We start from the raw sequence: 24,366 nt of genomic DNA, 5'->3' as shown, positions 1-24,366 counted from the left end.
TTCAGGATCTACAAAATCTCAGGCGGGCCCATCCTCAGCCCGATCGCCCGATCGATCCACCAGCTCCCGCAACCTACCCAGCTCCCGCAACAGCACCGTCGTCGTCAACTGCTGTTGCGCCAAGCTCAACATCACGAAACCGGCAAATAAACCGATATAGAAGTTCTGAGAACTCAACTCAACACCCATCCCCATCGATAGGGCCAGCAGCAGTCCGATAGCAAACTCCCGCCGGTCTTTAGGGGTCGCCAACTGCCAAATTTGCAAAGGATTGGTGGTGCGGTTCATAGCTGTTCGGAAACTGAATGGTGTTCGGAAACTGAACTGTTGATTAATCCTGAAACGGTGAATCACGCGATCAACCCATCTCAAGCAACCGTCAAACATCCAGCAGCCCAGACAGCCAGACACTCAGCCGTTGATTCACCCTGGCGCTGAATCCCCCAATCAAGCCACGACCGAGGATTCAGCGCCCTGATTGAACGCTGATGGCCGCCTACTGCAAAGAAGCCACAAACTTATCCAGTCGATCCATGCCCCGCAAAATCGTATCCAGATCCGTGGCATAGGACAGGCGGAAGTTGGCATCTGACCCAAAGGGCAAGCCGGGAATCGTGGCCACTTGGAACTCCTCCAGGAGGCGCTGGCAAAACTCGATCGACCCGAGGCCCAACTGCGCAATATTTGGGAACAGATAAAACGCACCTTCCGGCTCTGAGCAGGTGATCCCCGGCAAGGCCCGAATCCGTTCCAACATCACCGATCGCCGTTTCGTGAAGGCCGCCAACATTTCCGCCACACAGTCTTGGGACTCTTCCAGGGCCGCCACTGCCCCAAACTGGGCGAAGGTACAAACATTGGAAGTGGCATGGCCCTGAATGGTGGCCACGGCATTAATGAGGGCATGGGGCCCCGCCAGGTAGCCCACCCGCCAGCCGGTCATGGAATAGGCCTTGGCGAACCCGTTGCAAACCAGGGTGCGATCGAACATGCCCTCCACGGCCGCAATGCTCAGGTGCTCGGCCCCGTCGTAGAGAATTTTTTCGTAAATTTCATCGGACACCACCGCAATGTCCGCTTCAATCACCACCTGGGCGATCGCCCGAATTTCGTCGGGGCTGTAAACCTTGCCCGTGGGGTTTGATGGCGAATTCATCACCAGCAGCTTGGTGCGCGGCGTAATCACCGATCGCAACTGTTCCGGCGTAATCTTGTAGCCCGTCTCCTCGGTGGTGGGCACAATCACCGGCTTGCCCCCCGCCAGCACCACCATCTCCGGATAGCTGAGCCAGTAGGGCGCGGGAATAATCACCTCATCGCCCGCCTCAATCATCGCCATCATCAAACCGTAGAGGGCATGTTTGCCCCCGTTGGTGACAATCACCTGCTCCGGTTCATAGGGCAATCGGTTATCACGGTTCAGCTTCTGGGCGATCGCCTGGCGCAGGGCCGGTTCCCCAGCCGCCGGGCCATAGCGAGTTTTGCCTTCATCCAAAGCCTTTTGGGCTGCCGCCACCACATGGGCCGGAGTGGGGAAGTCTGGCTCCCCGGCGCTGAAGCTACAGACATCCAGGCCGCTCGCCTTCATGGCCTTCGCCTTGGCAGTGATGGCGAGCGTGATGGAGGGGGTGACTTGTCCGACCCGCGCCGCTAGTTTCATGTTTCTCGGAAGTTCACATTAGGGATGACTGCCAGATCAGGCGTTGCCAAGGTTGCCGGTCGGCAGCGCTACAAGCTCGTGGCTGGCGTTAATGGTCTAGTCTCTCAGGGAACTGTAGCCTGCGTCAAAATCAATTGCTACCGTTTTAAAGAAGTTTTGGGGCCATGATTGGCCCTTGGCATTTTGGAAATTGCAGAGTTCAGCCAACATGGAAAATGTTTGAGCGTATTCCATGCGCTCTTGTCGCTCGTCCCAAGCTTGCGTCCGTAACTCTTGCTCAGGCGTTGGGTAGAAACAATACCGATCAGCCTTTTCAGGCTTTTCAGCCATGACCTTACATTTCAATCCTTACATTTCAATCGATATATCGATATAGCGTAGGATGTCGAGCAAGGAGCCGTGGCATGAGCTTATCTGTTGAAAAATCGGAGGGGGGAATCGGGCCGGGTGGTCGATCGATGCTGGTCGATCGCATTGCCTCACCCCTATCCCGCACCCTGACCACGGTGGTTGTTCCCACCACGATCGCCCTGTTAGCCATGGGGCTAATTTCCGGCAATCTCTGGCTGGGGTTAATGGGTGGCTTGGGAGCCTTGGGCACGGGTCTGTGGTTGCTCACGCCGTTTCGCAGCCAGCTCTGGACTCAATTGATCCCCGTCTCCTGGCGCGTGCCGATCGCGGGGGCCTTGGGGTCGATCATTGGGGTCTTTGGGTTGCTGCTGTTGTGGGGCACGGAGCGATCGCAAGGGGAACAGGGAACCCGCCTCAGCATCAATTGGGATGCGGTGGGAGCCATCAGTGAAGCCCTGGGAGCCTTGGGCCAAATTGCGATCGCCGTGTTGGCGGTCTATGTGGCCTGGCAACAATACGTGCTCTCGCGGGATTTAACCATTCAGCAAAACCGGATTACCCAACAGCAAACCATCGATGCCTATTTCCAAGGCGTATCCGACTTGGCCTTGGATGAGCAGGGTTTTTTGGAAGATTGGCCCCAAGAACGGGCGATCGCGGAAGGCCGCACCGCCGCCATCCTGGGCAGTGTGGATGCGGAGGGCAAGGCCAAAATTGTGCGCTTTTTGTCCCAAGCCAAGCTGGTTACGCCCCTCAAGCGCGATCGCCTGCTGGGTCGGCCCATCTTGGACGGTTCCGGCGGCTATGAAGAAGATCGGGCCCGGGGCGTGCGGGTCATTGACCTGGGCGTGATGTTGGCGGGGGCCGACCTTCAGGGCACGGATCTACGGTGGGTTGACCTGGGGGAAACGAACCTGGTGCGAGCCGACCTCAGCGGTTGCAACTTAACCCGGGCCAACCTCAGCCGCACTATTCTATTTGAGGCCAATTTGCGGGGAGCCGACTTGAAGGGAGTCAGGCTGTTTTATGGCAACTTGGAAACCACCACGCCCCGATCGCGCGAGGACGACGAAGCCAACTACCAAACCGGCGAAGGCACCGGAGCCGTGATTGAAAATGCCGACTTGAGCGGCGTGGTTGATCTTTCCGAGGCCGATCGGGTCTATTGCTGCATGTGGGGCGGGGAACGCACACGCGGCACAATTCCCGGCGGCTGCGAAGGGATTGAAAACAAGCTCGGGCGCTAGGCCCAGCAAAGAACCAGCCTAGAATGGAAACAGTCCCGTCTGGTCCATCTCCCGGTCAACCTCAAGGTCAAGCCATAGGACGTTTTGAGTTTTGCAATCGCCGTTTGAACTACCGCCCACCCCAGATCCCCAACCCAATCGGAACCGATCGCGCCGGCCCGGTCGTCCTCCGGCTCGATCGCGCCGGCCGGGCCCTTGGGGTTGGCTTGTCGCCCTGTTGCGGCTGGCCCTGCTGTTGGGACTGGGGATTGCAGGGGTTTTGGGCGGGGTAGCTGCCGCTCGCTGGGTTCCGGGAACGATCACCAGCACCCCACCGTTGGAATTGGCCCTGCGCCAGTTGGATCAATGGTTAACCCGTTGGCCCCGATCGCCCGGCCCGCTCACCTTACCCACAGTCCCCATTCCCAGCCCCAGCCCAACCCTGAGTGCATCGCCGGTTCCAACTGCCCCCCTCAGCCCCGATCGACGCAAGGCCCTGCAAACCCAACTGCAAGCCCTCGAAGCGGATCTGAACGCCCTGATTGGGGAAGCCACGGCCATTGAAGGGGAGTTGGGCAATCGCAATCCCACGGGGCCGATCGAGCAACGGGTGCAGGCGATCGCCCAAGCCCTGAACAGCACGGGAGCCAATCCCCGCAGCCCGTCATCTCCTACCCAGAGCGTCCCGACCCAAACCACCCCCACCCAAACCGCCGGCCGCCTCACCATCGCTCTCCCGACGGATTTGTTGTTTCAGGACAATCACAGCAACCTGCAACCGGCAGCCGGAGCCATTCTGGATACCATTGCCGCCGACTTGCAAAACTACCCAGGCGCAACCGTGCGCATTGCCGGCCACAGCGACGCGATCGGGGATCCGGTGGCCAACCGAGAATTAACCCTGCGCCGGGCCAAGGCCGTGGGTCAATACCTGGCCGATCGGCTCACGGGCCCCTACCGTTGGGTTACGGCCGGCTTCGGGGCCAGCCGGCCCCTCACGCCTGACCCGGATCCCGCCAGCCAGCAACGCAATCGACGAATTGAAATTGTGATTGAACCGTTGATGAACCCCTGATCGACACCCCCGATCAGCCCGCTGGTCACGGTGTTTGGCTTGCGTTGGGTTCAGGATCGATCGCTCCTCCGACCGTTTTGTTTTTCCTATCACCATGCGGCTTGTCTTTTTCGGTACTCCCACCTTTGCGGTTCCCAGTTTGCAGCGCCTGATCAATGAGCCAGATTTTGAAGTCTTGGCCGTGGTGACCCAACCCGATCGACGGCGGGGACGGGGCAGCGACCTGATTCCTTCCCCGGTGAAGCAACTGGCCCTGGCGGCGGGCATCCCGGTTTGGCAGCCCGATCGGGTCAAAAAAGATCCCGAAACCCTCGATCGCCTGCGTGCCACCCAAGCCGATGCCTTTGTGGTGGTGGCCTATGGACAACTGCTGTCGGCGGAAATGTTGGCCATGCCCCGGTTGGGTTGCATCAATGGCCATGGCTCCATCCTGCCGGCCTATCGCGGCGCGGCCCCGATTCAGCGGTGCTTGCAAGCGGGCGATCGCCTCACGGGCATTGTCACCATGCTGATGGATGAAGGGATGGACACGGGCCCGATGTTGCTGCGGGGCGACACCCCGATCGACCTCCTCGACAACGCCCAAAGCTTGGCGGAACGGTTGGCAGCGATCGCGGCGGATCTGTTGCCCCCCACCCTGCACGGTTTGGCCGATGGGTCGCTGCAACCTCAAGCCCAACCGGCCGGAGCCACCCACGCCCCACCAATCAAAAAAGAGGAATGGGCGATCGACTGGTCGCACTCGGCTTTGGCCATCCATAACCAAGTGCGGGCCATGATCCCCAACGGCCACAGCCAGTTGCGCGGCAACGGCCTGAAGCTATTGGAAACGGCCCCTTTGGGTGCAGCATTTTGGTCTCAATTACCCGAGAGTTTTGGTTCCCTCGCCGCCCAATGGGAGAATTTACAGGCCCAGTGGCAGGCGATCGCGGGGCCACCCGGAACGATCGTTGGCATTCTCAAGGGATGGGGGCCCGTGGTGCGCACTGGGCAAGATTACTTGCTGTTGCGCCAATTGGTGCCTGCGGGCAAACGGCCGCAAGCTGGCTGGGACTTTGCCAACGGCCTGCACCTGCAACCCGGCGAATGTTTAGGCCCCGATGCTTGAGTTTGGGTGCGATCGATCAATCGCCTTGGCTGCAATTTCGGCCCCAATTTGGACTTACCCAAGTTGACCTTACCCAAGGTGGCCTCGGCCTCAAATGCTGATTACCCCCTTGCTTGCGCCTCGGCCTTAGAGGAGAGCACGATTGAGACCAACTGCCCCCGAGTCGCCATCCCAGGTTCGATCGCAGGCCACCGCTCCTTCGGCGGGCGGCGGTTGGGCGGTCTCCCTGCGGTGGCTGATCATTGTGCCATTCGTGATCCAATTGGTGCTGGTGGTGGGGGCGATCGCCTACTTAGCCCTCCGCAGCAATCGCACCGTTGCCACCGAAAACACCAAGCAACTGCTGCAAATGAGCAGCCAGCAGGCCCATTTACAGCTCACCAACCTTTTTCGTACCTACAACACCGTTGCCCAACTGCAAACCAATGATTTTCTGACGGGGCAATGGCCCCAAGAGGATTGGCGGGCGATCGAACAATACCTCTGGCGACGGTTGCGGGAGTTTCCCGACTTGGGCCAGTTGGTTTATAGCGACCCCCAGGGGAATTTGCGCGGGGTGTCACGGTTAGGGGGGTGGCGGCGCTTTGCCAACGGCCAAAGCCATAACCAAAGTGTCTGGCAATGGTCCGTGAGCGATCGGGGACATCCAGCCGGTCGCCCTCGGCTCTATTGGACCAGCGAACCCCAATCCCAGGCTTGGTTTAATGCGGCGGTGGGGGTTGGCCAGCCCACCTGGAGCAGCTTGGATCAGCGCCAGCAAAACCGCAACTGGCAATGGAGCGCCGATTGGGTGATGCACTATGCCTGGCCGCTGTATGACGATCGCTCCGGCCGGTTGTTGGGGGTGTTTAGCGCCAACTTGAACCTGATGGCCGTGGGGCAATTGCTGCGATCGATTCCCCTACCGCCTCAGGGCCAGGTTTTTGTGTTCACCGATGAGGGGACGGTGGTAGCCACCTCCAGCGATCAGTTGCCCTATCGGGTGGAACAGCGGGGCGAACTGAACCAACTGCACCCCTTGTCCTTGCAAAGCTTCCCCGATCGCGCCATCCAAAGCGCGGGCTACTACCTGCTCGATCGGTTCGGAGGATTTCGCTATCTGCCCGATCGCTCCAGCCAGCTCTATCAATTTCACGGCAAGCGCTACCTACTGCACCTCAAGCGCTGCAACCACCCCACGACCCCCGATTGGTGGATTGCGGTGTTGGTTCCCGAATCGGCCTTTCTGAGCGATGTGCAAGAAACCGCCGAAATTATGTTGCTGTTGGCCGGCACGGCGCTGCTGTTGGCCATGGGAATTGGGTGGTGGACGGTACAGCAGGTTTTGCGCCCCCTGGAGCAACTGAACCAAGCCACCCGCGCCGCTGCCCGCATCCAGTTTCAACCCGTAGACAGCAACACGGGGGTGCAAGAGTTTGATGCCTTGGCCCAAACCTTCAACGCCATGTCGGCCACCCTGCGTTTGTCCTTCAGCGCCCTCCAAGACAGCAAAAGTCACTTAACCCAAGTGCTAGAGTCGCTGCCGATGGGGGTGTTGGTTTTGAGCCAAGACGGTTCCTTGCAGTACGTTAATTCCGTGGCGGGGGGCCTCTTGCAACTGCCGATCGGGCTGCAACCGTTGGGGCGCACCTGCGAAACCTTGCATCACCGTCTGTTCTTGGCCGGTAGTGAGGCCCCGTTTCCCATACAACAGTTACCGGGAATCCTGGCCCTGGAGGGAAAAACCGTTGCACCCACGCGGCTGGATGTGCAGCAAACCCACGGCCGCCGCCTGCCCTTGGAGGTGTTGGCCGTGCCGCTATTTGACAGTGAGCAGGCCGTGACCGGGGCGATCGTGGTGTTACAGGACATCACCGATCGCAAGGTGACTGAGGAATTGTTGGTGAGCTACAACCAAAACCTGGAACGACAGGTTTCGGAGCGGACGGCGGCCTTGGCGGTGGCGAATCACCACTTGGCGGCGGCCCGGGATGCGGCGGAACAGGCCAACCGGGCCAAGACGGTCTTTTTGGCCAATGTGACCCATGAGTTGCGCACGCCGCTCCACGCCATCTTGGGATTTGGGCAACTGTTGCGATCGCGCGTTTTGGGTCTGATTTCCGCCCCCATGGATCCGGCTCTGGAACATCTGGACGCGATCGCCCGCAATGGATCCTACCTGCTGCAACTGATTGATGATTTGCTCTCGATCGCCCGTGTGGAAACGGATCATCTGGAACTGGAGCCGATCGATTTTGACCTGTTGGCCCTGCTAAACGACTTGCATGAAATTTTTGAGATGCGATCGCGCAGTGCCCGTCTCCATTTCCAAATGGTCGTGGCGGGCACGATTCCCCATTGGGTGAAAGGTGATGGCCGGCGGTTGCGGCAAATTTTAACCAACTTGCTCGATAACGCCTTCAAATTCGTTGGGATGCCCGGTCAAGTCACTCTCTCCGTTGATTTAGGCGAAGGTGACCTGCTTGTTTTTGAAATTAGCAACACCGGAGAAGGCATTCACCCCGAAGAAATGCCTGACATCTTTGAACCCTTTGTGCAGGCCAGGGCCGGCCGTCGCCTGCGCCAAGGCACGGGATTGGGCTTGGCGATCGGGCAGCGGCTGGCCCTGCTGATGGGCGGTTCTTTGGTGGCGGAAAGTCGTCCGGGCATCCTGACCATTTTTCGGCTGCAAGTGCCCTTGCCCCGCCTGGATGGCCTGTTGGCGCATCCGGAGCCACCGGTTCGTAAACCCCTGGCCCTGCTGGAGTCCGCGCCGCCCGAACCCTGGATTGGGCGCTTGTTAATTGTGGATCCCCTGCGCGATCGGGGCCAGGCCTATGTGAACTATCTGAAGCAGGTGGGTTTGGAAAGCCAATGTGTTCATCACGGGTGGGATGCCTTGCGCCAATGGACTTCCTGGCAACCGCGACTGCTGTGGGTGGATCTGCGGCTACCGGACGGGGAAGGGCTGGCCACGGTTCGCCGCATCCGGGCGATCGAGCGCAAGAACCTGGTGCATCGTCCCTGTGCGATTGTGGCCATTGCCCCCAGTCCCCAAGATCACCATTGTTTGCAAGAGCTGGACTGCACCTTGCTGCCCAATTCGCCCCCGCTCTGTCCTCTGCTGTTGGATCTGATTCGCGGCCTGCTGGCTCCCCAGGGCCCCATCTGCCCGATCGCCGTGCCCGTGGCTCCGCATTCAGTGCCCGATGGCCAACCCAGCCTGAACCTGCGCGATCGGTTTGCGGAACTGCCGATCGAGTGGCGCTTGGCGTTGGACTTAGCCGCCCGCAGCGCCGATGAAGATCAGGTGCGCACGCTGCTCACGGAGTTACCGCCCGACTATCACGACCTCTGCCAGGCGATCGAGGACTTGCTAGAAAATTTCCAATTAGAACAAATTGCCGATTTGGCGCAACCGCCAACCTTCGCTCCTTAACGGCGCGATCGCCCGGATTGCCTAGATTGCCTAGCCCGTGACACTACTCAGCAGTTCCAGCAAACCGCTGTCCTGTAAGGTTTGGCCAATTTGCTCGGACATTTGCCGACAATGATTATTTTGCTGAAGGGCCAGCTCTTCATTCTTGACAATCAGGTTTAAGCGAGTGCGATTGCGAACTTCATCGGCGCGATCGATCACCAATTCCACCGTCACCAAACGGTAATAGGACACTTTGCCCGGTCGTTCACGCGCAAGGAGATAATCAACGGTTTTGTGGACGACGTTGAGACCGCAATCGGTCAGCGAGGGTTCAAGCTGGCCAAGCAGTTGATCTGACGGCTGTGAGAAGGAAAATAGACAGGTATAACGAGCCATGAAGATTCGATTGCGTGAAACTGCGTAGAACCGCGTCCAACCCTATAATACCCAAGCGCTTTTGCTCTCGACTGTGGACTTGGGGCCCGGAACCAAGGGATCGTTAGCAAAACAGAACCAGATCCCAAGGGTTTTGCTTAGGGAAGCTGGCGATGGGGACGGAAACAGTTGTTATGGGATTGGACACCATGCCGCGATCGGGTCTGTCACCACTGGATTTATCACCGACAGTTCCGACAAATCCGGGCCGGTTGGTCACCTTTGAAGGAATTGACGGCGCAGGCAAAACCACCCAACTGGAGCAGGCGGTGGATTGGCTCAAGGCCAGCGGCATTCTGGGCGATCGCCCCTTGGTGGTGACGCGGGAGCCGGGAGGCACGGCCTTGGGTCAACAAATTCGCCACTTGCTCCTGTCGGGCGATTGGGAGGTAGCCGATCGCACAGAGCTGTTACTTTACGCGGCCGATCGGGCCCAGCATGTGGCGCAGGTGCTGCAACCGGCCTTGGCCGCCGGGGCGTTGGTGGTGAGCGATCGATTTGTGGATTCCACCGTGGCCTATCAAGGCTTTGGCCGCCAGCAGGATTTAATCCTGATTGAAACCCTGAATCGAATTGCCACGGCGGGCTTAGCCAGTGACTTAACCCTGTGGTTCGATGCCTCGATCGACTGTTGCTTGGCGCGGCGGGCGGCGCGGCGGGGCCCGGCCGATCGCCTAGAACGCAGTGCGATCGATTTCCATGAACGGGTGCGATCGGGGTTTGCAGCCTTGGCTGCTCAGGATCCCGATCGAGTGGTGCGAATCGTGGCCGATGGAGACCTGGCCGCCACCTTTGCCCAAACCCAAGCGGTGTTGACCAAACGCTTGGCCCGTTGGTGGCCGGTTCCAGTGCAGCCCGCGTTCTAATCGAACAGCCAGGGGAATGCAGGTTGTTCATGCAGGTCATTGCGGCCGAGATCACAGGACGGGAACAAGGGGCCATGGGGATGGAGGCCGGTTAGATGCTGGAGCCAGCGACGATTCGGGCTGGGTTTGGGCCCCTGGTGGGCCAAGATTCGGTCATTGATTTTTTGACGATGGCGATCGCCCGCGATCGAATTGCGCCGGCCTATCTGTTTGCCGGGCCCGATGGGGTGGGGCGCAAGCTGGCGGCAGAATGCTTTGGCCAATGGATTCTTTGTCCGCCCGATCGCCCGGAATTGGCCGCCAGTTTGGGACGACGGGTACGCGAGCGAATGCACCCCGACCTGATTTGGCTGGAGCCAACCTACCTCGATCGGGGACAACTGATTTCCATCAGCCAAGCCCAAGCCAGCGGTTTGGAAAAGAAAACACCGCCCCAAGTTCGCCTAGAACAAATTCGCCAATTGGCCACCAGCCTCGGCCGGCCACCCATGGAAGCACCCCGATCGTTTGTGGTGATTGAAGCGGCGCAAACCATGGCCGAAGGGGCCGCCAATGCCCTTTTAAAAACCCTCGAAGAACCGGGCCGCGCCACCATCATTCTGTTGGCTCCTGGCCCCGAGGCGATTTTGCCCACCTTGGTTTCCCGTTGCGCGCGGGTTTCCTTTCGCCGGTTGCCTCCCTCGGAGTTGCTCCAAGTGCTCGATCGGGCGGGCCATGGCGACTTGCGCAACACTCCCGAAGTGTTGGCCTTGGCCCAGGGCTGTCCCGGCCAGGCGATCGCCCATTGGCAACGGTTGCAAACCCTGCCGCAGGACTTGCTCATGGCCCTGCGCCAACCGCCCCAGTCCGCCTTTGCCGCCCTGGATTTGGCCCGGCAGCTTGATAAGGCGATCGACCTAGAACAGCAACTGTGGCTCGTGAACTATTTGCAACAAACCTGGTGGCAACAGGGCGATCGGCCTTGGCCCCAGCGCGATCGAACCCTGCGCCGTTTGGAAGCCCTCCGCAAGCAACTGATGGGCTATGTGCAACCTCGCTTGGCCTGGGAAGTGGCCCTGATGGAACTGGCCCAAGGAGCCTAATTTCAGGGGAGTATTCACGCCGACTTTTGAGGAGCGGCCTAGAATGGCCGTAACAGCCCGATCGCCCACTGCTGAACCCGATTGCCGACCCCCAAGTCGCCCCCAAATCACCACCATCGAATGATCCGGGTTTCCATCCCCCCACCCAGAACAAGAATTCAAGAGCCATTGCGCTAACGGTTTCCAGTGCGGTTCCAGGCTGGCTATGGGCCTTGCGTTTGCACCGCCTCAGGAGGTTTTGTCACCATGTCCGATCGTCCCCGTCGCAATCTACCCATCAGTCTTGTGGCCGCCGTTGGTTCAACGGCCGTGGCGGTGGGGGCCGGCGTTGCCTGGTGGAACGCTTCCATGGCCCCGGCCCCAACCCCCAGCCCTTCCGCCGCAACAACCATCCCCAGCCCCAGCCCTTCGGTGGCGGCCAGCGTTGCCCCCACGCCGCCCCCCAGCGCCGTGCCCCAATCACCAAAGGCAACTCCTGCCCCTGTGGCCACCGCCCCGATCGCTGAACAGTCCCAGGTCTATTGGCTGAAGGACACGGGAACCCATTTTGCGATGGCGGGTCAACCGGCCAAAACCGTGGCCAGCAGTGAGCCAGATGAGGTGCTGCGCGGGGCGATCGAGCAAGTTTTGGCCGGGCAACCCACCGACAACAACTTAAGCAGCGCCATTCCCATCAACACCAAGCTGCTGGACGTGATGATTGCGCCGGAAGGGGTGCGGGTGAACCTGTCGTCGGAATTCACCAGCGGCGGCGGCAGTGCATCGATGATGGGACGGTTAGGGCAAATTGTTTACACGGCCAGCACCTTGAATCCCGCTGCGAAGGTTTGGATTTTGGTGGAAGGTCAACCTTTGACGGTGTTGGGAGGCGAGGGTTTGGAAGTGCCGCAACCGATCGACCGGTCCACGTTCGATCGACAATTCAAGCCCTAGACTCCAAGCCCTAATTCAACCCCTAGCAATCCGTTTCTTCTCGATCGACCATTCGCCATGACCCAAGAACCCAACCCCACAGCGGAGACTGAATCCAACCGTGACTCTGCCGTCACCTATGAGGGCGGTTGCCATTGCGGAGCGGTGCGCTTTCAGGTGCAGGGGCCATCGCCCTTGCAGGTGCAGTCTTGCAATTGCTCCATTTGCGACAAAACGGGATTTTTGCATTTACTCGTTCCCCGATCGCGCTTTCAACTGTTGCAGGGCGAAACGGCATTAACCACCTACACCTTCAACACGGGCACGGCCAAGCATTTGTTTTGTCGCACCTGTGGCATCAAGTCATTTTATGTGCCCCGATCGCACCCGGATGGCTATAGCGTGAATGCCCGCTGCCTGGATGGAGTTGATTTGGCCGATCCGTCGCAGGTGTTGATTGAACCCTTTGATGGGCGCAATTGGGAAGCCAATATTGACACTTTGAGAGCGGCCACGGCGAATTAGCGTCAGAATTCAGCCCCGACGTTGAGGAATCAGTTAAGTCCATTGATCCAGGATCCATTGATTCAGGATTTTTGTTGCTGTGGGGCTGATATGGGGCTGATGTGGACGATCGCCCGGAAAGGTTCGCCAGGAGCCGAATCGATCGGTTAGACCGGAACTATCCGCGCGATCGCCCCCCGAGGCGATCGGTCTTTGCCCTGGCCCCATCCCATGACCCAATCACCCGAGCCTGTCCCGAATCCCGAGCCAAAAGAGCCTGGGTTCGCTCAACTAGAATCCAATCAGCCTGAATCACATCAACCGGAACGCAACCTCCTGTGGCGGCCCGTGTTGGGATTGGCGGGATTGCAAGGAGCCATTTCCCTGGCTTGGGTACTGTATCGGTTCTATTTACCCCAGTTGTTGGCGGCCGTGGGGTTGCCGGGGGTCGATCGGGCGGTGTTGATTTTGGAAGATGGCCTGGCCGCAGTGTTGGAGCCGGTGATTGGAGGCTTGAGCGATCGGGCGCGGTTGCGCGTGGGCAGCCGCTATCCCCTGGTGGTGGCGGGGGTGGGGCTAACGGTGTTGATGTTTGGGGCCATGGTGGCGGCAGCGTTGGGGCGCGGGGCAATCGTTCAAGGCCTGTTGATGGTGACGGTGGTGCTGTGGGCGGTGGCCATGGCGGTGTTTCGATCGCCCGCGATCGCCCTCATTGGTCAATACGCCTTGAGCAGTCAACTGCCCCAGGCCAACAGCTTGTTGGTTTTGTCGGCGGGCTTGGTGGGGGCGGTGGCTCCCTTGGCTCGCGATCGCGTTTTGCAGTTGGGCCCGGCCTATGCCTTTGGGTTGGGATCGTTGGCCCTGGTGGCGGCGGCGGGAGTCTTGCAATTGGCGGGGCCCGATCGGGTCTTGGGAGCCAGCGCCGTTGCCCAAAATTCCCCTGGGCCAATTCGGTGGGGAGAAGTGGTGCGGCTGTTGGGTTTGGGGGCAGCCGTGGGTTGGGGGCTGCGGCTGTTTTTTGGGATTGTGCCCGCTGCTTTGCAAAGCCAGTTGCCCCAATGGCCCGGCAGTGTGATTGGGTTGGGGGTGGGTCTGACGGTGGCGATCGGGGCGTTAGTGATGGGGCTGTTGGCGGGCCGGTGGGGCAATCGATCGGTGATGTTGGCGGGGGCGATCGCCTTGGGCATGGGGCTGCCAATGCTGACGCTGCCGCAATTGGGAATCATCACTTGGCCGCTGGCGTTGGTGATGATGGTGGCCTGGGCGGGGCTATTCAATGGGGGCATTCCGCTGGCGATCGACCTGATGCCCGATCGCGTGGGATTGGGAATTGGGTGCTTTTTTGGTGGTTTTGCGGCTGTCAATGCCCTGCTGAGTGCTACGGGGTTGCCGCTGCATCCTGGTCAGGCGGCGGGTTCCTTTGCGGTGGCGGCGGGTTGGTTAATCTGGTCACCCGCAGCGACGGGGCCGATCGAGCCGATCGAGTTCATCGAACCGATCAAATCACCGAATTCTGCAACCCATTCTGTAACGAATTCTGTAACGAACTCAGAACCCAACAATCCCCCTACCAAGGGCGACGGGCCGCTTGATTAAGCCCCACAATTGCCAGCAGGGCCATCGCGATCGATAACCACACCCACAGTTGGGCCCGGGGCCAGTCACCCGCTTCCACGGCGGCAAAAATGGCACTGGGAATTGTTTGGGTGCGACCGGGAATGTTGCCCGCCAACATCACCGTGGCCCCAAATTCTCCGAGCGATCGCGCGAAGGTGAGCAAGGCCGCCGCCACCAAGCCCGATCGCGCCAGGGGCAACCGCACCCGCCAAAAAATTTGCCAACCATTCAGGCCCAAGGTGCGGGCCGCCCGCAACAGGTCAGGATCCAATTGCTCAAAGGTGGAAAGCAAGGTGCGATAGGCCAAGGGAAAGGCCACCACCGTGGCCGCCACCACCGTGCCCAGGGGCGAAAACACCACCGACACCCCGATCGATTCCAAAGCCAACCCGATCGGCCCCTGGCGACCCAACAACACCAACAGCCCAAACCCCACCACCGTTGGCGGCAACACCAGCGGCAACACTAACACCGTATCGATCGCACTGCGCCAGGGTTCCCGACAGGACAGCATCGCCCAGGCAATCAGCAAGCCCAAGCTCACGGCCAACCCCGTGGCCCACAGGGCCGCCCCCACGGACAAACTCCAAGGCGACCAATCCCACTGGGTCACCCAACTGGCGGGGCTGGTCATGAGTGGGCGGGCGATCGCTCAGGGGCAGCCACCGGACGCGGCAAGGGTAAGGAACTCCCCAAGCTCAGGGGCACAAACCCATAGCGGACAAAGATCGATCGGGCGGTGGGTTTCCCCAACCAGTCAGCAAATTGGCGAGCGGCGGCCGGTTGGCGCGTTTTGGCCATCACCGCGATCGGGTAAGTGATGGGCGGATGGGATCCCGGCGGCGCATCTCCCACCAACACCAAACCCAGTGGCGGTTCAGTCGATCGACGCACATCGGAGGCATATACCACCCCCGCATCCGCATTGCCGGTCACCACCGCTGTCAACACCTGTCTGGCATCCTGGCCCAAAACCAACTTCGGTTGCACGGCTCTCCAAAGATCCAAAGACACCAACGTGGCGCGGGCATAGCGACCGACTGGCACTCGTTCCGGATCCCCGATCGCCAAAAATTTCACCTCCGGCCCAGCCACATCTTGCCACTTGCGCAGGGGAACCCCGGGCCGGGCCACCAAGACCAACTCATTGGAGAGCAGATCTCGTTGGGTTGCCGGATCCACCAGGCCCGCCCCCGCCAACTCCGCCATGGTTTTGGCATCGGCTGAAATGAACAGATCCACGGGGGCCCCTTGCAAAATTTGCTGCTTGAGCGCACCGGAAGAACCGAAATTGAGGCTTAACTGCACCGTGGGTTCCACCAGGCGATATTCCGCTTGCAGGGTGGTGAGGGCGGGTTGCAAGCTGGCGGCCGCAGAAACGGTCAGGGTTTGTTGGGGTTTTGCTTGGCCATTGGGGCCGTTCCAGTCCACACGACATCCCGCCACCATTCCCACGATCAGACCCATGACCCAAAAGCGCCAATTTGCCAGCATATGCCCTCTTTAAGTGCGCCCTTAGTGCGCTGCCTAGGAATGGTCGGAGTCGAGATCATCTAGCTCGATCGCCAGTTCCCCGGAACCGGCGTGGGCCGTTTTCACCCATTTCAACTGCTTGGGCCGCACCGCAATCCGCAAACCCATGCTGGCAATGACGGGGAACCAGTGCAGCATATACACCAAACCCAAGGCGGTTTTGCTGAGGGTGCGCAACCAACTGACCAGGCGATCGCCCCAATGGGTGGGAGATTCGGTGCCCGCCGCCACCAATCGCAACCCCAAAACCATCCCCAAGGCCGAGAGCAACAGCCCCGCCGTAGCCAGCGGAGTCAGCACGGGTCCATCGCCCCGAATGCCGGCCACAACCCAGTCAGCCACAATCATTTGGGGAACGAGGTATTGGAATAGCAAAAACACGGCTAAATCCAAGGTTTTGGCAGCTCCACCGCGATTCCCGGCGATCGCCCGCCAATAGTCGAGATAGCGTTGGTAGCCCCCTTCGGCCCAGCGGTTCCGCTGATGCCACAGGGCCTTGAGGCGGGTCACACCCTCTTCCAAAACCGCCGGGAACATTAAGCATTCAATATCCCAACCGTTCAGGTGCAGCCGCACGGCCAAATCCAAGTCGTCGGTAATGGTGGCTTCGTTGAATCCGCCGCATTGTTCGAGGGCAGCACGCCGAATAAATTCACCATTGCCCCGCAGCTCACCCACGCCACCCAAGCGGGCCCGTTGTCCTTGGAGGTGGCTGTCGAGGGCCATTTCTGCCTGCTGACCTCGAATCCAAAAGTTGTCGCGATCGGGATGAACATCAAGGGCTTCCGCTTGCACAATCGCCTTGCGCAACTGCACCGCGCCAACGCTCGATCGGGCAAAAACTGGAACCACCTGCCGCAATAGATCCGGCTGCATTTGAGCATCCGCGTCAAACACCACCAGAATTTCGCCCCGAGCCTGGGCCACAGCCGCATTCAACGCGCCGGACTTGCCGCCCCCGGCCCCCGGCGGCCGCCGCAAAACGCGCAATTGCGGATAAACCGTTTGCAGTTGTTGCAACACCTGGGGCGTGCGATCGCTGCTGCCGTCGTCAATAATCCAAACTTCGTAGCGATCGGCTGGATAGTCGATCGCGCAGAGGCGTTTCACCAGCGCCCCAATCACCGCTTCCTCATCCTTGGCTGACACCAACACCGCCACCGAAGGCCAAGCATCCGCCGCCCAAGCAACCGGCGATCGGGAAAGATCTGGGGCGATCGCCGCGCGTTGGTCGGTCGATCGCGCGGTCACCGCCGCCTGAGGAGCCGCCATCACCCGCAGCACATAGGCCCCCGCCAACACCGTCACCACCCACACAAAGGCCGGCCCCCAAGCCGCATAGTGCAACATCACCACCGTGGACCAGAGGGCGAAGAGAGCGGTGGCCGCCTTGCGCCGCCGCCCTTCGAGGCCACCGCTCCAATCCCACTGGTCGCCCGATTCCGCCGTGGTTCGATCGAGAGCATCCCGGTCAAGAAGTGGTTCCGTCATATGATTCAGGAAGATGGTGCAAGTAATGAGTTGGGGTTAATCAACGGCAATCTTCCCTAGCATTAGACCGCTTGCGGCCAAATCACGCAAGCGATCCATCCTACCAATTGGTGCAGTTTGGGCCCGGTGAATCAACGGTATTCTTACGACATTCTTGAGGAGTTTTTGAGGAGTTCTTGAGACCCCAACGCCCCTTGTTGAAGGGGTCTGGCTTGGCAATAATGGCAAATACGGCAATTGCCGATGGTTGACGGCCACGGCGCGATCGCCCCAATACTGTCACCACCCCCCATCGTCTCGTCATCCTCTCACGGGCCACAGGAGGCCACGCCACATGTCGTTGGACAAACTAGAACCGGCTGCTAAGGGAGCCGTTGGCGTTTATCTGCCCTACTATCAGGGCGCAAAACGCAACGTGTTGCCCTTTGCGATCGGGCTATACCAAAAGGGATCGATCGAAGGTAAACGTCGCATTGAAGGCGGTGACGATATTCCCTTTGTGGCCACCTGGCGTGTTTCCACCCTGCCGGCCGACCTAACCCGCTGTCGAATTCAGTTTGATGGCAATGCAGAATTAAGCTACGAAGTGTCCATGGCTAATTTTGAATTTATTAGCTTTCTAATTGATGTGTTAATTGACTATAAAAAAACGCGGGTGACGGATTTTTCAAAGGCCTTTTATCGCAAGCTTCTGAGCCATTTGGAATAGGATCAAGCGAGCTAAAATATTCCTCCCGATCGGCCCTTGCTGGGCCCTTCGGTCTGGCCCCTAGATCGGGCCTTGAATTAGCCCTTAGATTGGGGCGATCGCTGGTTAGATCCACTCTTCAGCCTCTGACCAGCGAAACCCGATCAGGCTTTGGCCAAATCAAAATCAGACCGAAATCAAATCCCAGAACCAAATTCCAGAACCAAATCCCGCATCAGGCTCAACAGTAAGTTCGGCATTCAACCGAAATCAGGCATTAAATCAGGCATTATTTTTTTGGTAATGTTAGGAAACGATCGCATAATGCCCCCTTTAGCCCCATCGTCCGCCAAATCGTTCGGGAAACCCTGAATTGGGTTGCTTCGAAGCTGCCCATGGGCGGGAAATTTTGGGAATGATTAACCCTAGAGGGGCGATCAGGTCACATCGGCGGCCGGCCGTCGGTTTCCAAACCCATTCTCAGACCCGGCAGAGCGATCCCCAAACACCTCAGCCCACCGGGACTCAGGGCGCAAAACTGCGGAAACAATCCCTAACAACTTGTTACAATCGTTACTCTTCCATACCAGGTGTAATGGACAGTTGCAATCGCTGCAATACACATTAATGATTTAATTGCATTAACAGGATTGCTATGTCTGGTATCCCTCCAGATTTGATGGGTCGATCGCACCTGAAAATCGCCCCTCAAATCTGACGACATCTGAAAGTCAATTCACGTTCTGAATCACGTTCTGAATACTGAAGACCGCCCACGGTTCTGGGTTGCGGAGTTTCCCCCTCGCAAAGGCCGATGGATCTGTTGAACGGGTCTGTGACGCAGCGAGAGACCCCCGCCGGTTCTGCCAACGATCGCTAACCTTTTCGATCGCCCTTCGATCGAGCTACGGTTCCCCGATTTCAACCGATTTCCCCCAACCGCAGACGGTTCATTTCGCCCCAGTTTGTTGCACAACACAGGAGTTTTAGCGTGCCGTTTCGTCCCAGGCATTTGATCGTCGGTTCTACGGAAGAGTACAGCGGCAAATCAGCGGTATTGCTAGGGCTGGCTCATCTGTTGGCCACCAAGGACATCAAGATCGGTTACGGGAAGCCGCTCGGTGGCCTGATGACGGCCACGGATGGCGAAGATGCGGATGTGCGGCTGATCCGCGAGACATTGAACCTCCCGAGCGATCGACTGCTGCCGACGCTGGTACAACTAACCTCCGATGCGGTGCTCAAGCGGTTGCAAGGGGAAGACCCCACCAACTACAGCGCCTTGCTGGAGGATTATGGCAACACCAGCGCTGAGTTGGTGCTGATGGAGGGGCCCGCCTCCTTGCAAGAGGGCAGTTTGTTTGAACTATCCATGGCCCAAGCGGCGCGAACGCTGGATGCGTCTGTGTTGCTGGTTTGTTCCTATGAACCCACCCTGACGGTCGATCGGCTGATGGCCGCTCGGGAGCTGCTGGGCGATCGGCTGGCGGGCGTGGTGCTGAACCGTTTGCCTGCCAAGGAACTGGACGCGGTGAACGGTGTGGCGCGGCCATTTTTAGAGTCCCAAGGCATTCCCGTTTTGGGGCTGCTGCCGCGCAACTCCCTGCTGCGGAGTGTCAGCGTGGGTGAACTGGTGCGCCAACTGGATGCGGAAGTGCTCTGTTGCCGCGATCGCCTGGAACTGATGGTGGAAGACCTGAAGATCGGGGCCATGAACGTGAATTCGGCCCTCAAGTATTTCCGCAAGGGCAACAACATGGCCGTGGTGACCGGGGGCGATCGGGCAGATATTCAATTCGCAGCCCTGGAAACCTCAACCCATTGCTTGATTCTGACGGGGCAAGTGCCGCCGGATCCGACAATCATCGCCCGCGCCGAAGAGTTGGAAGTTCCGGTGCTGACGGTGGATCTGGACACGTTGACCACGGTGGAAATTGTCGATCGGGCCTTTGGGCAAGTGCGTTTGCAGGAACCGATTAAAATTCAATGCATCCGCCACTTGATGGGTGAGCATTTCGATCTCGATCGACTGCTGGCCCGCCTGGGAATGGAACCCGCTGCCGTCTAGGTCAGCCCGACCAACAAAAACGGGTTGCCACCGGACTCTAGCCACCGGACTCTAGCCACCGGAAGAAAAAGGAAGTTGTTTGATCGTGTCCGCCACTGATCCCGTGAGCGAGCAAATTAGTCTGTTCGATTTTGGGGGCATTGCACCGCCGGCCCCCCCACCTCCGCCCGCGATCGACCTCGAACGGATTCCCCTAGACGGTCGGCAACCCATTCCACCGGGAACCTACAACAGCCTTGAAGCGCTGTTTGCCCATTGCCGCCAATGCCAGCGTTGCGAACTGGCCGGCGGTCGCACCAATGTGGTGGTCGGTCGCGGATTGCCCACGGCCCCGATCATGATCATTGGCGAAGGGCCGGGCCAAACGGAGGACGAAACCGGGTTGCCCTTTGTGGGGCGATCGGGACAGTTGCTCGAAAAAATCCTGGAATCCGTGCGCATTGACCTGGCCACGGAAGTCTATATCTGCAACGTGGTGCGCTGTCGGCCGCCCGGCAACCGCACCCCCACCCCCGAGGAAGCGGCGGCCTGCCGGCCCTACCTGATGGAGCAGATTCGGTTAGTGGATCCGAAAATTATCTTGCTGACCGGAGCCACGGCGGTGCGCGGCGTGACCGGTCGCAAGGATGGGATCACCAAAATTCGGGGCCAGTGGCTGGAATGGGAAGGGCGGCTTTGTATGCCCATTTTCCATCCCGCTTACCTGTTGCGAAATCAGTCGAGAGAGAAGGGCAGCCCCAAATGGCTGATGTGGCAAGACATTCAGGTGGTGCGGGCCAAGCTGGATGAATTTTTGGGTCGATCGCCCATTGAGATTCAGGACTAATTGGCCGATCGCTCGAGACAATTTGCCGGGGCAAGCTGGTGAGCAGATTGTCAGGCGATCGCTTCAGGCAACAGCACCCGACAAATTCGCCAGTCGGGCAAAACCGTTGCGCCCATGTGCTCATAAAACGCGATCGCCGGAGCATTCCAGTCCAGCACGCTCCACTCCACCCGCCCGCACTGTTGCGATTTGGCCCGATCGATCACCGCCTGCAAGAGTCCTTTCCCCAAACCCTGGCCCCGATAGGCCGGCAACACAAACAGATCTTCGAGATACAAGCCCGGCCGGGTCAGAAAAGTTGAATAGTTATAGAAAAACAGCGCCATTCCGACGATGCTGGCCGCGCCGCCCGCTGTGGGCTGGGCTTCGGCCACCAGGGATTCGGCAAAGGGTCGATCGCCAAACAGGTGCGATCGCAGGGCTTCCGGGGAACCGGTGACCTGGTGGCTGAGTTTTTCGTAGGCGGCCAGGGCTTCAATCAGGTGAAAGAGGGCCGCCACATCCGCAGGCTGGGCCGATCGGATCTGGACGGTGGCCGGTTGGGGATTGTCGATGGAAATCACAGGGCTACATCACAGGGCGAATCAACAGGGCGAATCAACAGTAGCTAGGGATGGTGCGGCAGTCCGAAAACAGACCGCTTCAGCCCGGCCCTCAGCCGAGGCGCTTGGTCCAAAAGTCGCGATCGAGATCCTGGAACCCCAAGGATTGATAGAGCGATCGGGCAACTGTGTTCGTTTTGCCCACTTCCAACCGCAGGGCCACCAGCCCGCGATCGCCACAGAACTGCTCGATCGCCGTCATGGTTTTGCGCCCTAGCCCTTGGCCGCGCCAGGCTTCGCTAATCCACAACTCATCGAGCAGCGCCACCATCCCGCCAAATTCGAGGCTGTAAAGGTAGGCCAACAAGGCATAACCGGCAATGGAGGGGCGATCGGGCTGGGGATCACTTTCCGGCTGAATCAAAAGCACCGTGCCCCAATCCGGTTGGGCCAGGAGCCGATCGAGCGCGGGCCCCACCCGATCGAGCGCAAATTCAATGGACTCATGCTCATAAAGCTGACTAATTAAGGGCAGCACCAAATCCCGATCGGGCGATCGGGCTGGTTTTAAGGTCACCACATCCATGCGCTTTGTCTTCCTGCTTAAGCCACCCAAATCAAACCACCCCGATCAAGCCATCAAAATTTAGCAATCAAAATCAAGCCACCCCAATCAAGCCATCAAAATCAAGCCATCAAAGTCAAGTCATCAAAATCCAACGGTTAGCCACTTCATAAACAAGCAGCTAGCTGGACTCACCAAATTTTCATTCAGCCCACAAAAAAACTGACCAGGATCCCCATTTTGCATAGGATGCCCCAATCAGTCTACCAATTTTTAAAAACACCATGCTAGAGCAAGGACAAGGAGAAACTTGTTACTCCAGATTCTTGAGCCAACCTGATTTCAGTCCCATGGGCTGAAACATCACTTGACTACGAAAGCAGCACGCTTATTTCTATGAACCCAATGACTTGGGTTATCGAGTTCTCGAGTCAACAAGAGATGAAAAACTGAATTTGAACACCTAATTTGACTGACAATCGATTGAGAGAAGTTGCAAAAGGGAAGTTGCAAAAGATTTGAGGGGAATATGATGCCAGTAACGTGATTAGGAACAATCTCCTGAGAACGTGACTGCAACAATCCAATCACTGATCAAATCACCCATCAAATCATCAAATACATTGGATCGTGACATTGGAGCGCGGTCAGCGGCGCTATTCAACCAAATCCGGCTGAGGTTGCACCATATCGTAGTTGGATGGGTCGTAGAGATAGCGCGTGGCTTCCTCTTCGAGACGATTAATCGAAAACGCTTCCAAGGACTCGGTATAACGCAGGGCTGCCAAGTAACCGTCAAGGTACATCCGCATATCGTCAAAGCGGTAGCCCCGATTCCACAGTTCAGCGATCGTATCGGCGATTTTTTGAAAGTGGCGGACGGCTCTAGGGTCTTGAAGCATAGGCCTCCTTTGGTGCAAGGCTTAGAACTCGGGAATCGCGTGCGCTTGTTGCACCCTGGCAACGCGATTGAAGGTGACCCCGATGGAAGTTGGTATTTCTATCTTAACTGGTTGCGATCGACTGCCAATGTGGGCTGGCCGCGATCTTCAGGAAACGGTAGCCCATGAAACCTTAAACACGAACCAGGTGCAATTTTCTCAAATTTTCTAGTTTTCTCAAGAATTCGCTGTTACACCCGGGAAACTTCCACCCCGATCCCATCAGCTTGGTCGCTGGGAATTAGGGTTGGCGCGATCGAACCGTGACCCGAGGCAAGCGCACCAAAACGGGTTGGGTTGATCGTCCCGATCGGGCGGTTCCGGGTTCTGCGCCCACCGGTTCGAGCACCGCCAAGGTATCCCAAGCGGCTTCATGGACGGGGCGATCGCACCCCTGTTGCAACAGCAACCGCACACAGTCGGCGGCGGTGCGGGTTTGGGTGGCATCCAAGTGCCCCCGATCGGCCAGATGGCCCAGTTGGCGGGCGGCGGCCAGTTGGGAAAGGGGATCGCGATCGCTCAATCGCTCGATCGCCCGATGGAAGAGGCGATCATGCTCGATCGTGGGTTGGCCGAACCAGTGGCGCACCAGCAGGGCCAATGCGCCCAGGGTTCCAAACCCTTGAAGCACCGTAGCCGCCCCCAACCAGCCGGTCGATTCTCCCAAGACGGCCGCGGCCACATAGGTACTCAGCATGGCTGCACCACCGCCCACCAGGGCCAGGGTCAGCTTGCCGTTTTCGCCCCGGTTCAGTTCTCGCAACCAACCTTGAATCTGTCGATCGAGGGCTTGCCAATGGCGCGGCTCGGTACGGTAGACCAGCCAAACCACGGCCCCACCGGCCGCAGCGGCGGATCCTAGCTGCCAATCCGACAGCAGGAGCAGGCTACCACCGGCAACCCAAGGCAACCAACGCCGGGTAATGATCGATCGGGCCGCGTAGCGATGGCGGAGGCGTGTTTTACGGGGATGGTGGCTGGGGCGTGGCCGGCGATTGAGGGATCGATCGCCCAACTGGTCTACGGGGCGATCGACATGATCATCGACACGATCAACATATCGATTCGCATATTCATCCACGTAGCGATCGGGGTCATCGGCCCAAGGATCATCCAGCGAATCGCGCCGAGCCGGCTGGGGGCGACTGGGTTGAGAATTCAGCGGCGAGCCGGCCGGGCGCGATGATCGCCCCCGTCGGGCCGCTGGGCCCCGTGCCGCCGGGCCCAGGGTGGCCCGGTGGCGAGTTGAGTAGAGCAGCTCTTCCACCATGCGTGCCACCGAGACCCAAGGAGATGAAGTTGCAGCCACAGCCCAGCCCTTGCCGAAATTTTTGAAAAGTTACCAGTCCATGGTATCAGCCTCCCCCAACGGGCCGATCGCCCGTTGGGAGCGCAACCCCTATGGCAAAATGAAAGACGGCCGGCCGCAAGGGCCCGCCCAAGTTTGATCCCATAAGATCCAACCCTTCAAAATCG

25 protein-coding genes are annotated in these 24,366 nt (G+C 59.0%); 13 read left to right on the top strand and 12 right to left on the bottom strand.

What is annotated here, in order from left to right; genetic code table 11:
- Positions 1-18: 18 nt before the first annotated feature.
- From H6G53_RS14215 to H6G53_RS14205, 3 genes are all read right to left on the bottom strand, one after another.
- Positions 19-288: a hypothetical protein gene (locus tag H6G53_RS14215; protein ID WP_190533992.1), complete on the bottom strand. Its 270-nt coding sequence runs from the start codon at positions 286-288 to the stop codon at positions 19-21.
- 208 nt (positions 289-496) lie between these two features.
- Entirely contained in the window at positions 497-1,660 is a 1,164-nt protein-coding gene (locus tag H6G53_RS14210) for a pyridoxal phosphate-dependent aminotransferase (RefSeq protein ID WP_099535303.1), read from the bottom strand.
- A gap of 96 nt (positions 1,661-1,756) precedes the next feature.
- Entirely contained in the window at positions 1,757-1,990 is a 234-nt protein-coding gene (locus tag H6G53_RS14205) for a hypothetical protein (RefSeq protein ID WP_190534075.1), read from the bottom strand.
- Between the two features lie 128 nt (positions 1,991-2,118).
- Here H6G53_RS14205 and H6G53_RS14200 point away from each other — a divergent pair, with 128 nt between their 5' ends.
- The 4 genes from H6G53_RS14200 to H6G53_RS14185 all read left to right on the top strand — a co-directional run bounded on the left by H6G53_RS14200 (position 2,119) and on the right by H6G53_RS14185 (position 8,838).
- Positions 2,119-3,258 carry a pentapeptide repeat-containing protein gene (locus H6G53_RS14200; protein WP_370567183.1) on the top strand — a complete coding sequence of 380 codons (1,140 nt, stop codon included), beginning with the start codon at positions 2,119-2,121 and terminating at the stop codon, positions 3,256-3,258.
- Positions 3,259-3,349: 91 nt separating this feature from the next.
- Positions 3,350-4,312 (top strand): OmpA family protein, encoded by a 963-nt coding sequence (locus H6G53_RS14195; protein WP_190533989.1) that lies wholly within the window; start codon positions 3,350-3,352, stop codon positions 4,310-4,312.
- A 94-nt stretch (positions 4,313-4,406) separates the two neighbouring features.
- Positions 4,407-5,420 carry a methionyl-tRNA formyltransferase gene (gene fmt / locus H6G53_RS14190; RefSeq protein ID WP_099535296.1) on the top strand — a complete coding sequence of 338 codons (1,014 nt, stop codon included), beginning with the start codon at positions 4,407-4,409 and terminating at the stop codon, positions 5,418-5,420.
- A gap of 142 nt (positions 5,421-5,562) precedes the next feature.
- Positions 5,563-8,838: an ATP-binding protein gene (locus H6G53_RS14185; RefSeq protein ID WP_190533986.1), complete on the top strand. Its 3,276-nt coding sequence runs from the start codon at positions 5,563-5,565 to the stop codon at positions 8,836-8,838.
- A 30-nt stretch (positions 8,839-8,868) separates the two neighbouring features.
- On the opposite strand, the gene H6G53_RS14180 is transcribed toward H6G53_RS14185, so the two are convergent.
- The gene (locus H6G53_RS14180; protein ID WP_190355827.1) at positions 8,869-9,216 is read right to left on the bottom strand and encodes a hypothetical protein; all 348 of its coding nucleotides are present in this window, start codon (positions 9,214-9,216) and stop codon (positions 8,869-8,871) included.
- A gap of 152 nt (positions 9,217-9,368) precedes the next feature.
- Between H6G53_RS14180 and tmk the strand changes: the two genes are divergently transcribed.
- The 4 genes from tmk (at position 9,369) to H6G53_RS14160 (ending at position 12,640) form a co-directional block, all read left to right on the top strand.
- A complete protein-coding gene (gene tmk, locus H6G53_RS14175) occupies positions 9,369-10,121 on the top strand; it encodes a dTMP kinase (protein WP_242030967.1) in 753 nt (250 codons plus the stop codon).
- Positions 10,122-10,216: 95 nt separating this feature from the next.
- On the top strand, positions 10,217-11,203 hold the full coding sequence (locus H6G53_RS14170; protein WP_190533983.1) for a DNA polymerase III subunit delta': 987 nt from the start codon (positions 10,217-10,219) through the stop codon (positions 11,201-11,203).
- Between the two features lie 246 nt (positions 11,204-11,449).
- Positions 11,450-12,136, top strand: a complete 687-nt coding sequence (locus H6G53_RS14165; RefSeq protein WP_190533981.1) for a GerMN domain-containing protein — start codon at positions 11,450-11,452, stop codon at positions 12,134-12,136.
- Positions 12,137-12,193: 57 nt separating this feature from the next.
- Positions 12,194-12,640 (top strand): GFA family protein, encoded by a 447-nt coding sequence (locus H6G53_RS14160; protein WP_099532875.1) that lies wholly within the window; start codon positions 12,194-12,196, stop codon positions 12,638-12,640.
- A gap of 33 nt (positions 12,641-12,673) precedes the next feature.
- Here H6G53_RS14160 and H6G53_RS14155 read toward each other — a convergent pair whose 3' ends face one another.
- Positions 12,674-12,847, bottom strand: coding sequence for a hypothetical protein (locus H6G53_RS14155; protein WP_190533978.1), 174 nt, complete (start codon positions 12,845-12,847; stop codon positions 12,674-12,676).
- A gap of 3 nt (positions 12,848-12,850) precedes the next feature.
- Between H6G53_RS14155 and H6G53_RS14150 the strand changes: the two genes are divergently transcribed.
- A complete protein-coding gene (locus tag H6G53_RS14150) occupies positions 12,851-14,215 on the top strand; it encodes an MFS transporter (RefSeq protein ID WP_190533975.1) in 1,365 nt (454 codons plus the stop codon).
- On the opposite strand, the gene modB is transcribed toward H6G53_RS14150, so the two are convergent.
- From modB to H6G53_RS14135, 3 genes are read right to left on the bottom strand one after another with little or no spacing between them, the layout of a single operon-like run.
- Positions 14,187-14,870: a molybdate ABC transporter permease subunit gene (gene modB, locus H6G53_RS14145; protein WP_190533972.1), complete on the bottom strand. Its 684-nt coding sequence runs from the start codon at positions 14,868-14,870 to the stop codon at positions 14,187-14,189. The genes H6G53_RS14150 and modB overlap by 29 nt on opposite strands.
- A complete protein-coding gene (gene modA, locus H6G53_RS14140) occupies positions 14,867-15,703 on the bottom strand; it encodes a molybdate ABC transporter substrate-binding protein (RefSeq protein ID WP_190533969.1) in 837 nt (278 codons plus the stop codon). Before modA ends, modB begins: the two co-directional genes overlap by 4 nt.
- Before the next feature lie 60 nt (positions 15,704-15,763).
- A complete protein-coding gene (locus H6G53_RS14135; protein WP_190533966.1) occupies positions 15,764-17,260 on the bottom strand; it encodes a glycosyltransferase family 2 protein in 1,497 nt (498 codons plus the stop codon).
- A 334-nt stretch (positions 17,261-17,594) separates the two neighbouring features.
- Here H6G53_RS14135 and ebsA point away from each other — a divergent pair, with 334 nt between their 5' ends.
- The 3 genes from ebsA (at position 17,595) to H6G53_RS14120 (ending at position 20,842) form a co-directional block, all read left to right on the top strand.
- On the top strand, positions 17,595-17,969 hold the full coding sequence (ebsA, locus tag H6G53_RS14130) for a type IV pilus biogenesis protein EbsA (RefSeq protein ID WP_099533831.1): 375 nt from the start codon (positions 17,595-17,597) through the stop codon (positions 17,967-17,969).
- A 970-nt stretch (positions 17,970-18,939) separates the two neighbouring features.
- On the top strand, positions 18,940-20,016 hold the full coding sequence (locus H6G53_RS14125) for a phosphotransacetylase family protein (RefSeq protein WP_099533829.1): 1,077 nt from the start codon (positions 18,940-18,942) through the stop codon (positions 20,014-20,016).
- A gap of 85 nt (positions 20,017-20,101) precedes the next feature.
- Positions 20,102-20,842: a uracil-DNA glycosylase family protein gene (locus tag H6G53_RS14120; protein WP_234406972.1), complete on the top strand. Its 741-nt coding sequence runs from the start codon at positions 20,102-20,104 to the stop codon at positions 20,840-20,842.
- Positions 20,843-20,892: 50 nt separating this feature from the next.
- On the opposite strand, the gene H6G53_RS14115 is transcribed toward H6G53_RS14120, so the two are convergent.
- The 4 genes from H6G53_RS14115 to H6G53_RS14100 form a co-directional block, all read right to left on the bottom strand.
- Positions 20,893-21,405 (bottom strand): N-acetyltransferase family protein, encoded by a 513-nt coding sequence (locus H6G53_RS14115; RefSeq protein ID WP_370567838.1) that lies wholly within the window; start codon positions 21,403-21,405, stop codon positions 20,893-20,895.
- 91 nt (positions 21,406-21,496) lie between these two features.
- Positions 21,497-21,970, bottom strand: coding sequence for an N-acetyltransferase (locus H6G53_RS14110; protein WP_099533828.1), 474 nt, complete (start codon positions 21,968-21,970; stop codon positions 21,497-21,499).
- Between the two features lie 635 nt (positions 21,971-22,605).
- Entirely contained in the window at positions 22,606-22,851 is a 246-nt protein-coding gene (locus H6G53_RS14105; protein ID WP_099533826.1) for a DUF6761 family protein, read from the bottom strand.
- A 280-nt stretch (positions 22,852-23,131) separates the two neighbouring features.
- Complete coding sequence (locus H6G53_RS14100) at positions 23,132-24,169, bottom strand: hypothetical protein (protein ID WP_190533963.1); 1,038 nt, start codon at positions 24,167-24,169, stop codon at positions 23,132-23,134.
- Here H6G53_RS14100 and H6G53_RS14095 point away from each other — a divergent pair.
- Positions 24,159-24,338: a hypothetical protein gene (locus tag H6G53_RS14095; protein WP_190533960.1), complete on the top strand. Its 180-nt coding sequence runs from the start codon at positions 24,159-24,161 to the stop codon at positions 24,336-24,338. The genes H6G53_RS14100 and H6G53_RS14095 overlap by 11 nt on opposite strands.
- Positions 24,339-24,366: the final 28 nt, after the last annotated feature.

Source organism: Limnothrix sp. FACHB-406, assembly GCF_014698235.1.
GTDB lineage: Bacteria > Cyanobacteriota > Cyanobacteriia > CACIAM-69d > CACIAM-69d > CACIAM-69d.
This window is presented reverse-complemented; position numbering and strand designations above follow the sequence as displayed.

Bases quoted from the DNA above. Each gene is read 5' to 3' on its own strand.
- H6G53_RS14135 (WP_190533966.1), bottom strand. From the start codon at position 17,260: ATGACGGAACCACTTCTTGACCGGGATGCTCTCGATCGAACCACGGCG.
- H6G53_RS14105 (WP_099533826.1), bottom strand. From the start codon at position 22,851: ATGCTTCAAGACCCTAGAGCCGTCCGCCACTTTCAAAAAATCGCCGAT.
- modB (WP_190533972.1), bottom strand. From the start codon at position 14,870: ATGACCAGCCCCGCCAGTTGGGTGACCCAGTGGGATTGGTCGCCTTGG.
- H6G53_RS14155 (WP_190533978.1), bottom strand. From the start codon at position 12,847: ATGGGGCCAGGGCAAAGACCGATCGCCTCGGGGGGCGATCGCGCGGAT.
- H6G53_RS14165 (WP_190533981.1), top strand. From the start codon at position 11,450: ATGTCCGATCGTCCCCGTCGCAATCTACCCATCAGTCTTGTGGCCGCC.
- tmk (WP_242030967.1), top strand. From the start codon at position 9,369: ATGGGGACGGAAACAGTTGTTATGGGATTGGACACCATGCCGCGATCG.
- H6G53_RS14210 (WP_099535303.1), bottom strand. From the start codon at position 1,660: ATGAAACTAGCGGCGCGGGTCGGACAAGTCACCCCCTCCATCACGCTC.
- H6G53_RS14150 (WP_190533975.1), top strand. From the start codon at position 12,851: ATGACCCAATCACCCGAGCCTGTCCCGAATCCCGAGCCAAAAGAGCCT.
- H6G53_RS14160 (WP_099532875.1), top strand. From the start codon at position 12,194: ATGACCCAAGAACCCAACCCCACAGCGGAGACTGAATCCAACCGTGAC.
- H6G53_RS14110 (WP_099533828.1), bottom strand. From the start codon at position 21,970: ATGGATGTGGTGACCTTAAAACCAGCCCGATCGCCCGATCGGGATTTG.
- fmt (WP_099535296.1), top strand. From the start codon at position 4,407: ATGCGGCTTGTCTTTTTCGGTACTCCCACCTTTGCGGTTCCCAGTTTG.
- H6G53_RS14170 (WP_190533983.1), top strand. From the start codon at position 10,217: ATGCTGGAGCCAGCGACGATTCGGGCTGGGTTTGGGCCCCTGGTGGGC.
- ebsA (WP_099533831.1), top strand. From the start codon at position 17,595: ATGTCGTTGGACAAACTAGAACCGGCTGCTAAGGGAGCCGTTGGCGTT.
- H6G53_RS14205 (WP_190534075.1), bottom strand. From the start codon at position 1,990: ATGGCTGAAAAGCCTGAAAAGGCTGATCGGTATTGTTTCTACCCAACG.
- H6G53_RS14215 (WP_190533992.1), bottom strand. From the start codon at position 288: ATGAACCGCACCACCAATCCTTTGCAAATTTGGCAGTTGGCGACCCCT.
- modA (WP_190533969.1), bottom strand. From the start codon at position 15,703: ATGGGTCTGATCGTGGGAATGGTGGCGGGATGTCGTGTGGACTGGAAC.
- H6G53_RS14095 (WP_190533960.1), top strand. From the start codon at position 24,159: ATGCGTGCCACCGAGACCCAAGGAGATGAAGTTGCAGCCACAGCCCAG.
- H6G53_RS14200 (WP_370567183.1), top strand. From the start codon at position 2,119: ATGCTGGTCGATCGCATTGCCTCACCCCTATCCCGCACCCTGACCACG.
- H6G53_RS14180 (WP_190355827.1), bottom strand. From the start codon at position 9,216: ATGGCTCGTTATACCTGTCTATTTTCCTTCTCACAGCCGTCAGATCAA.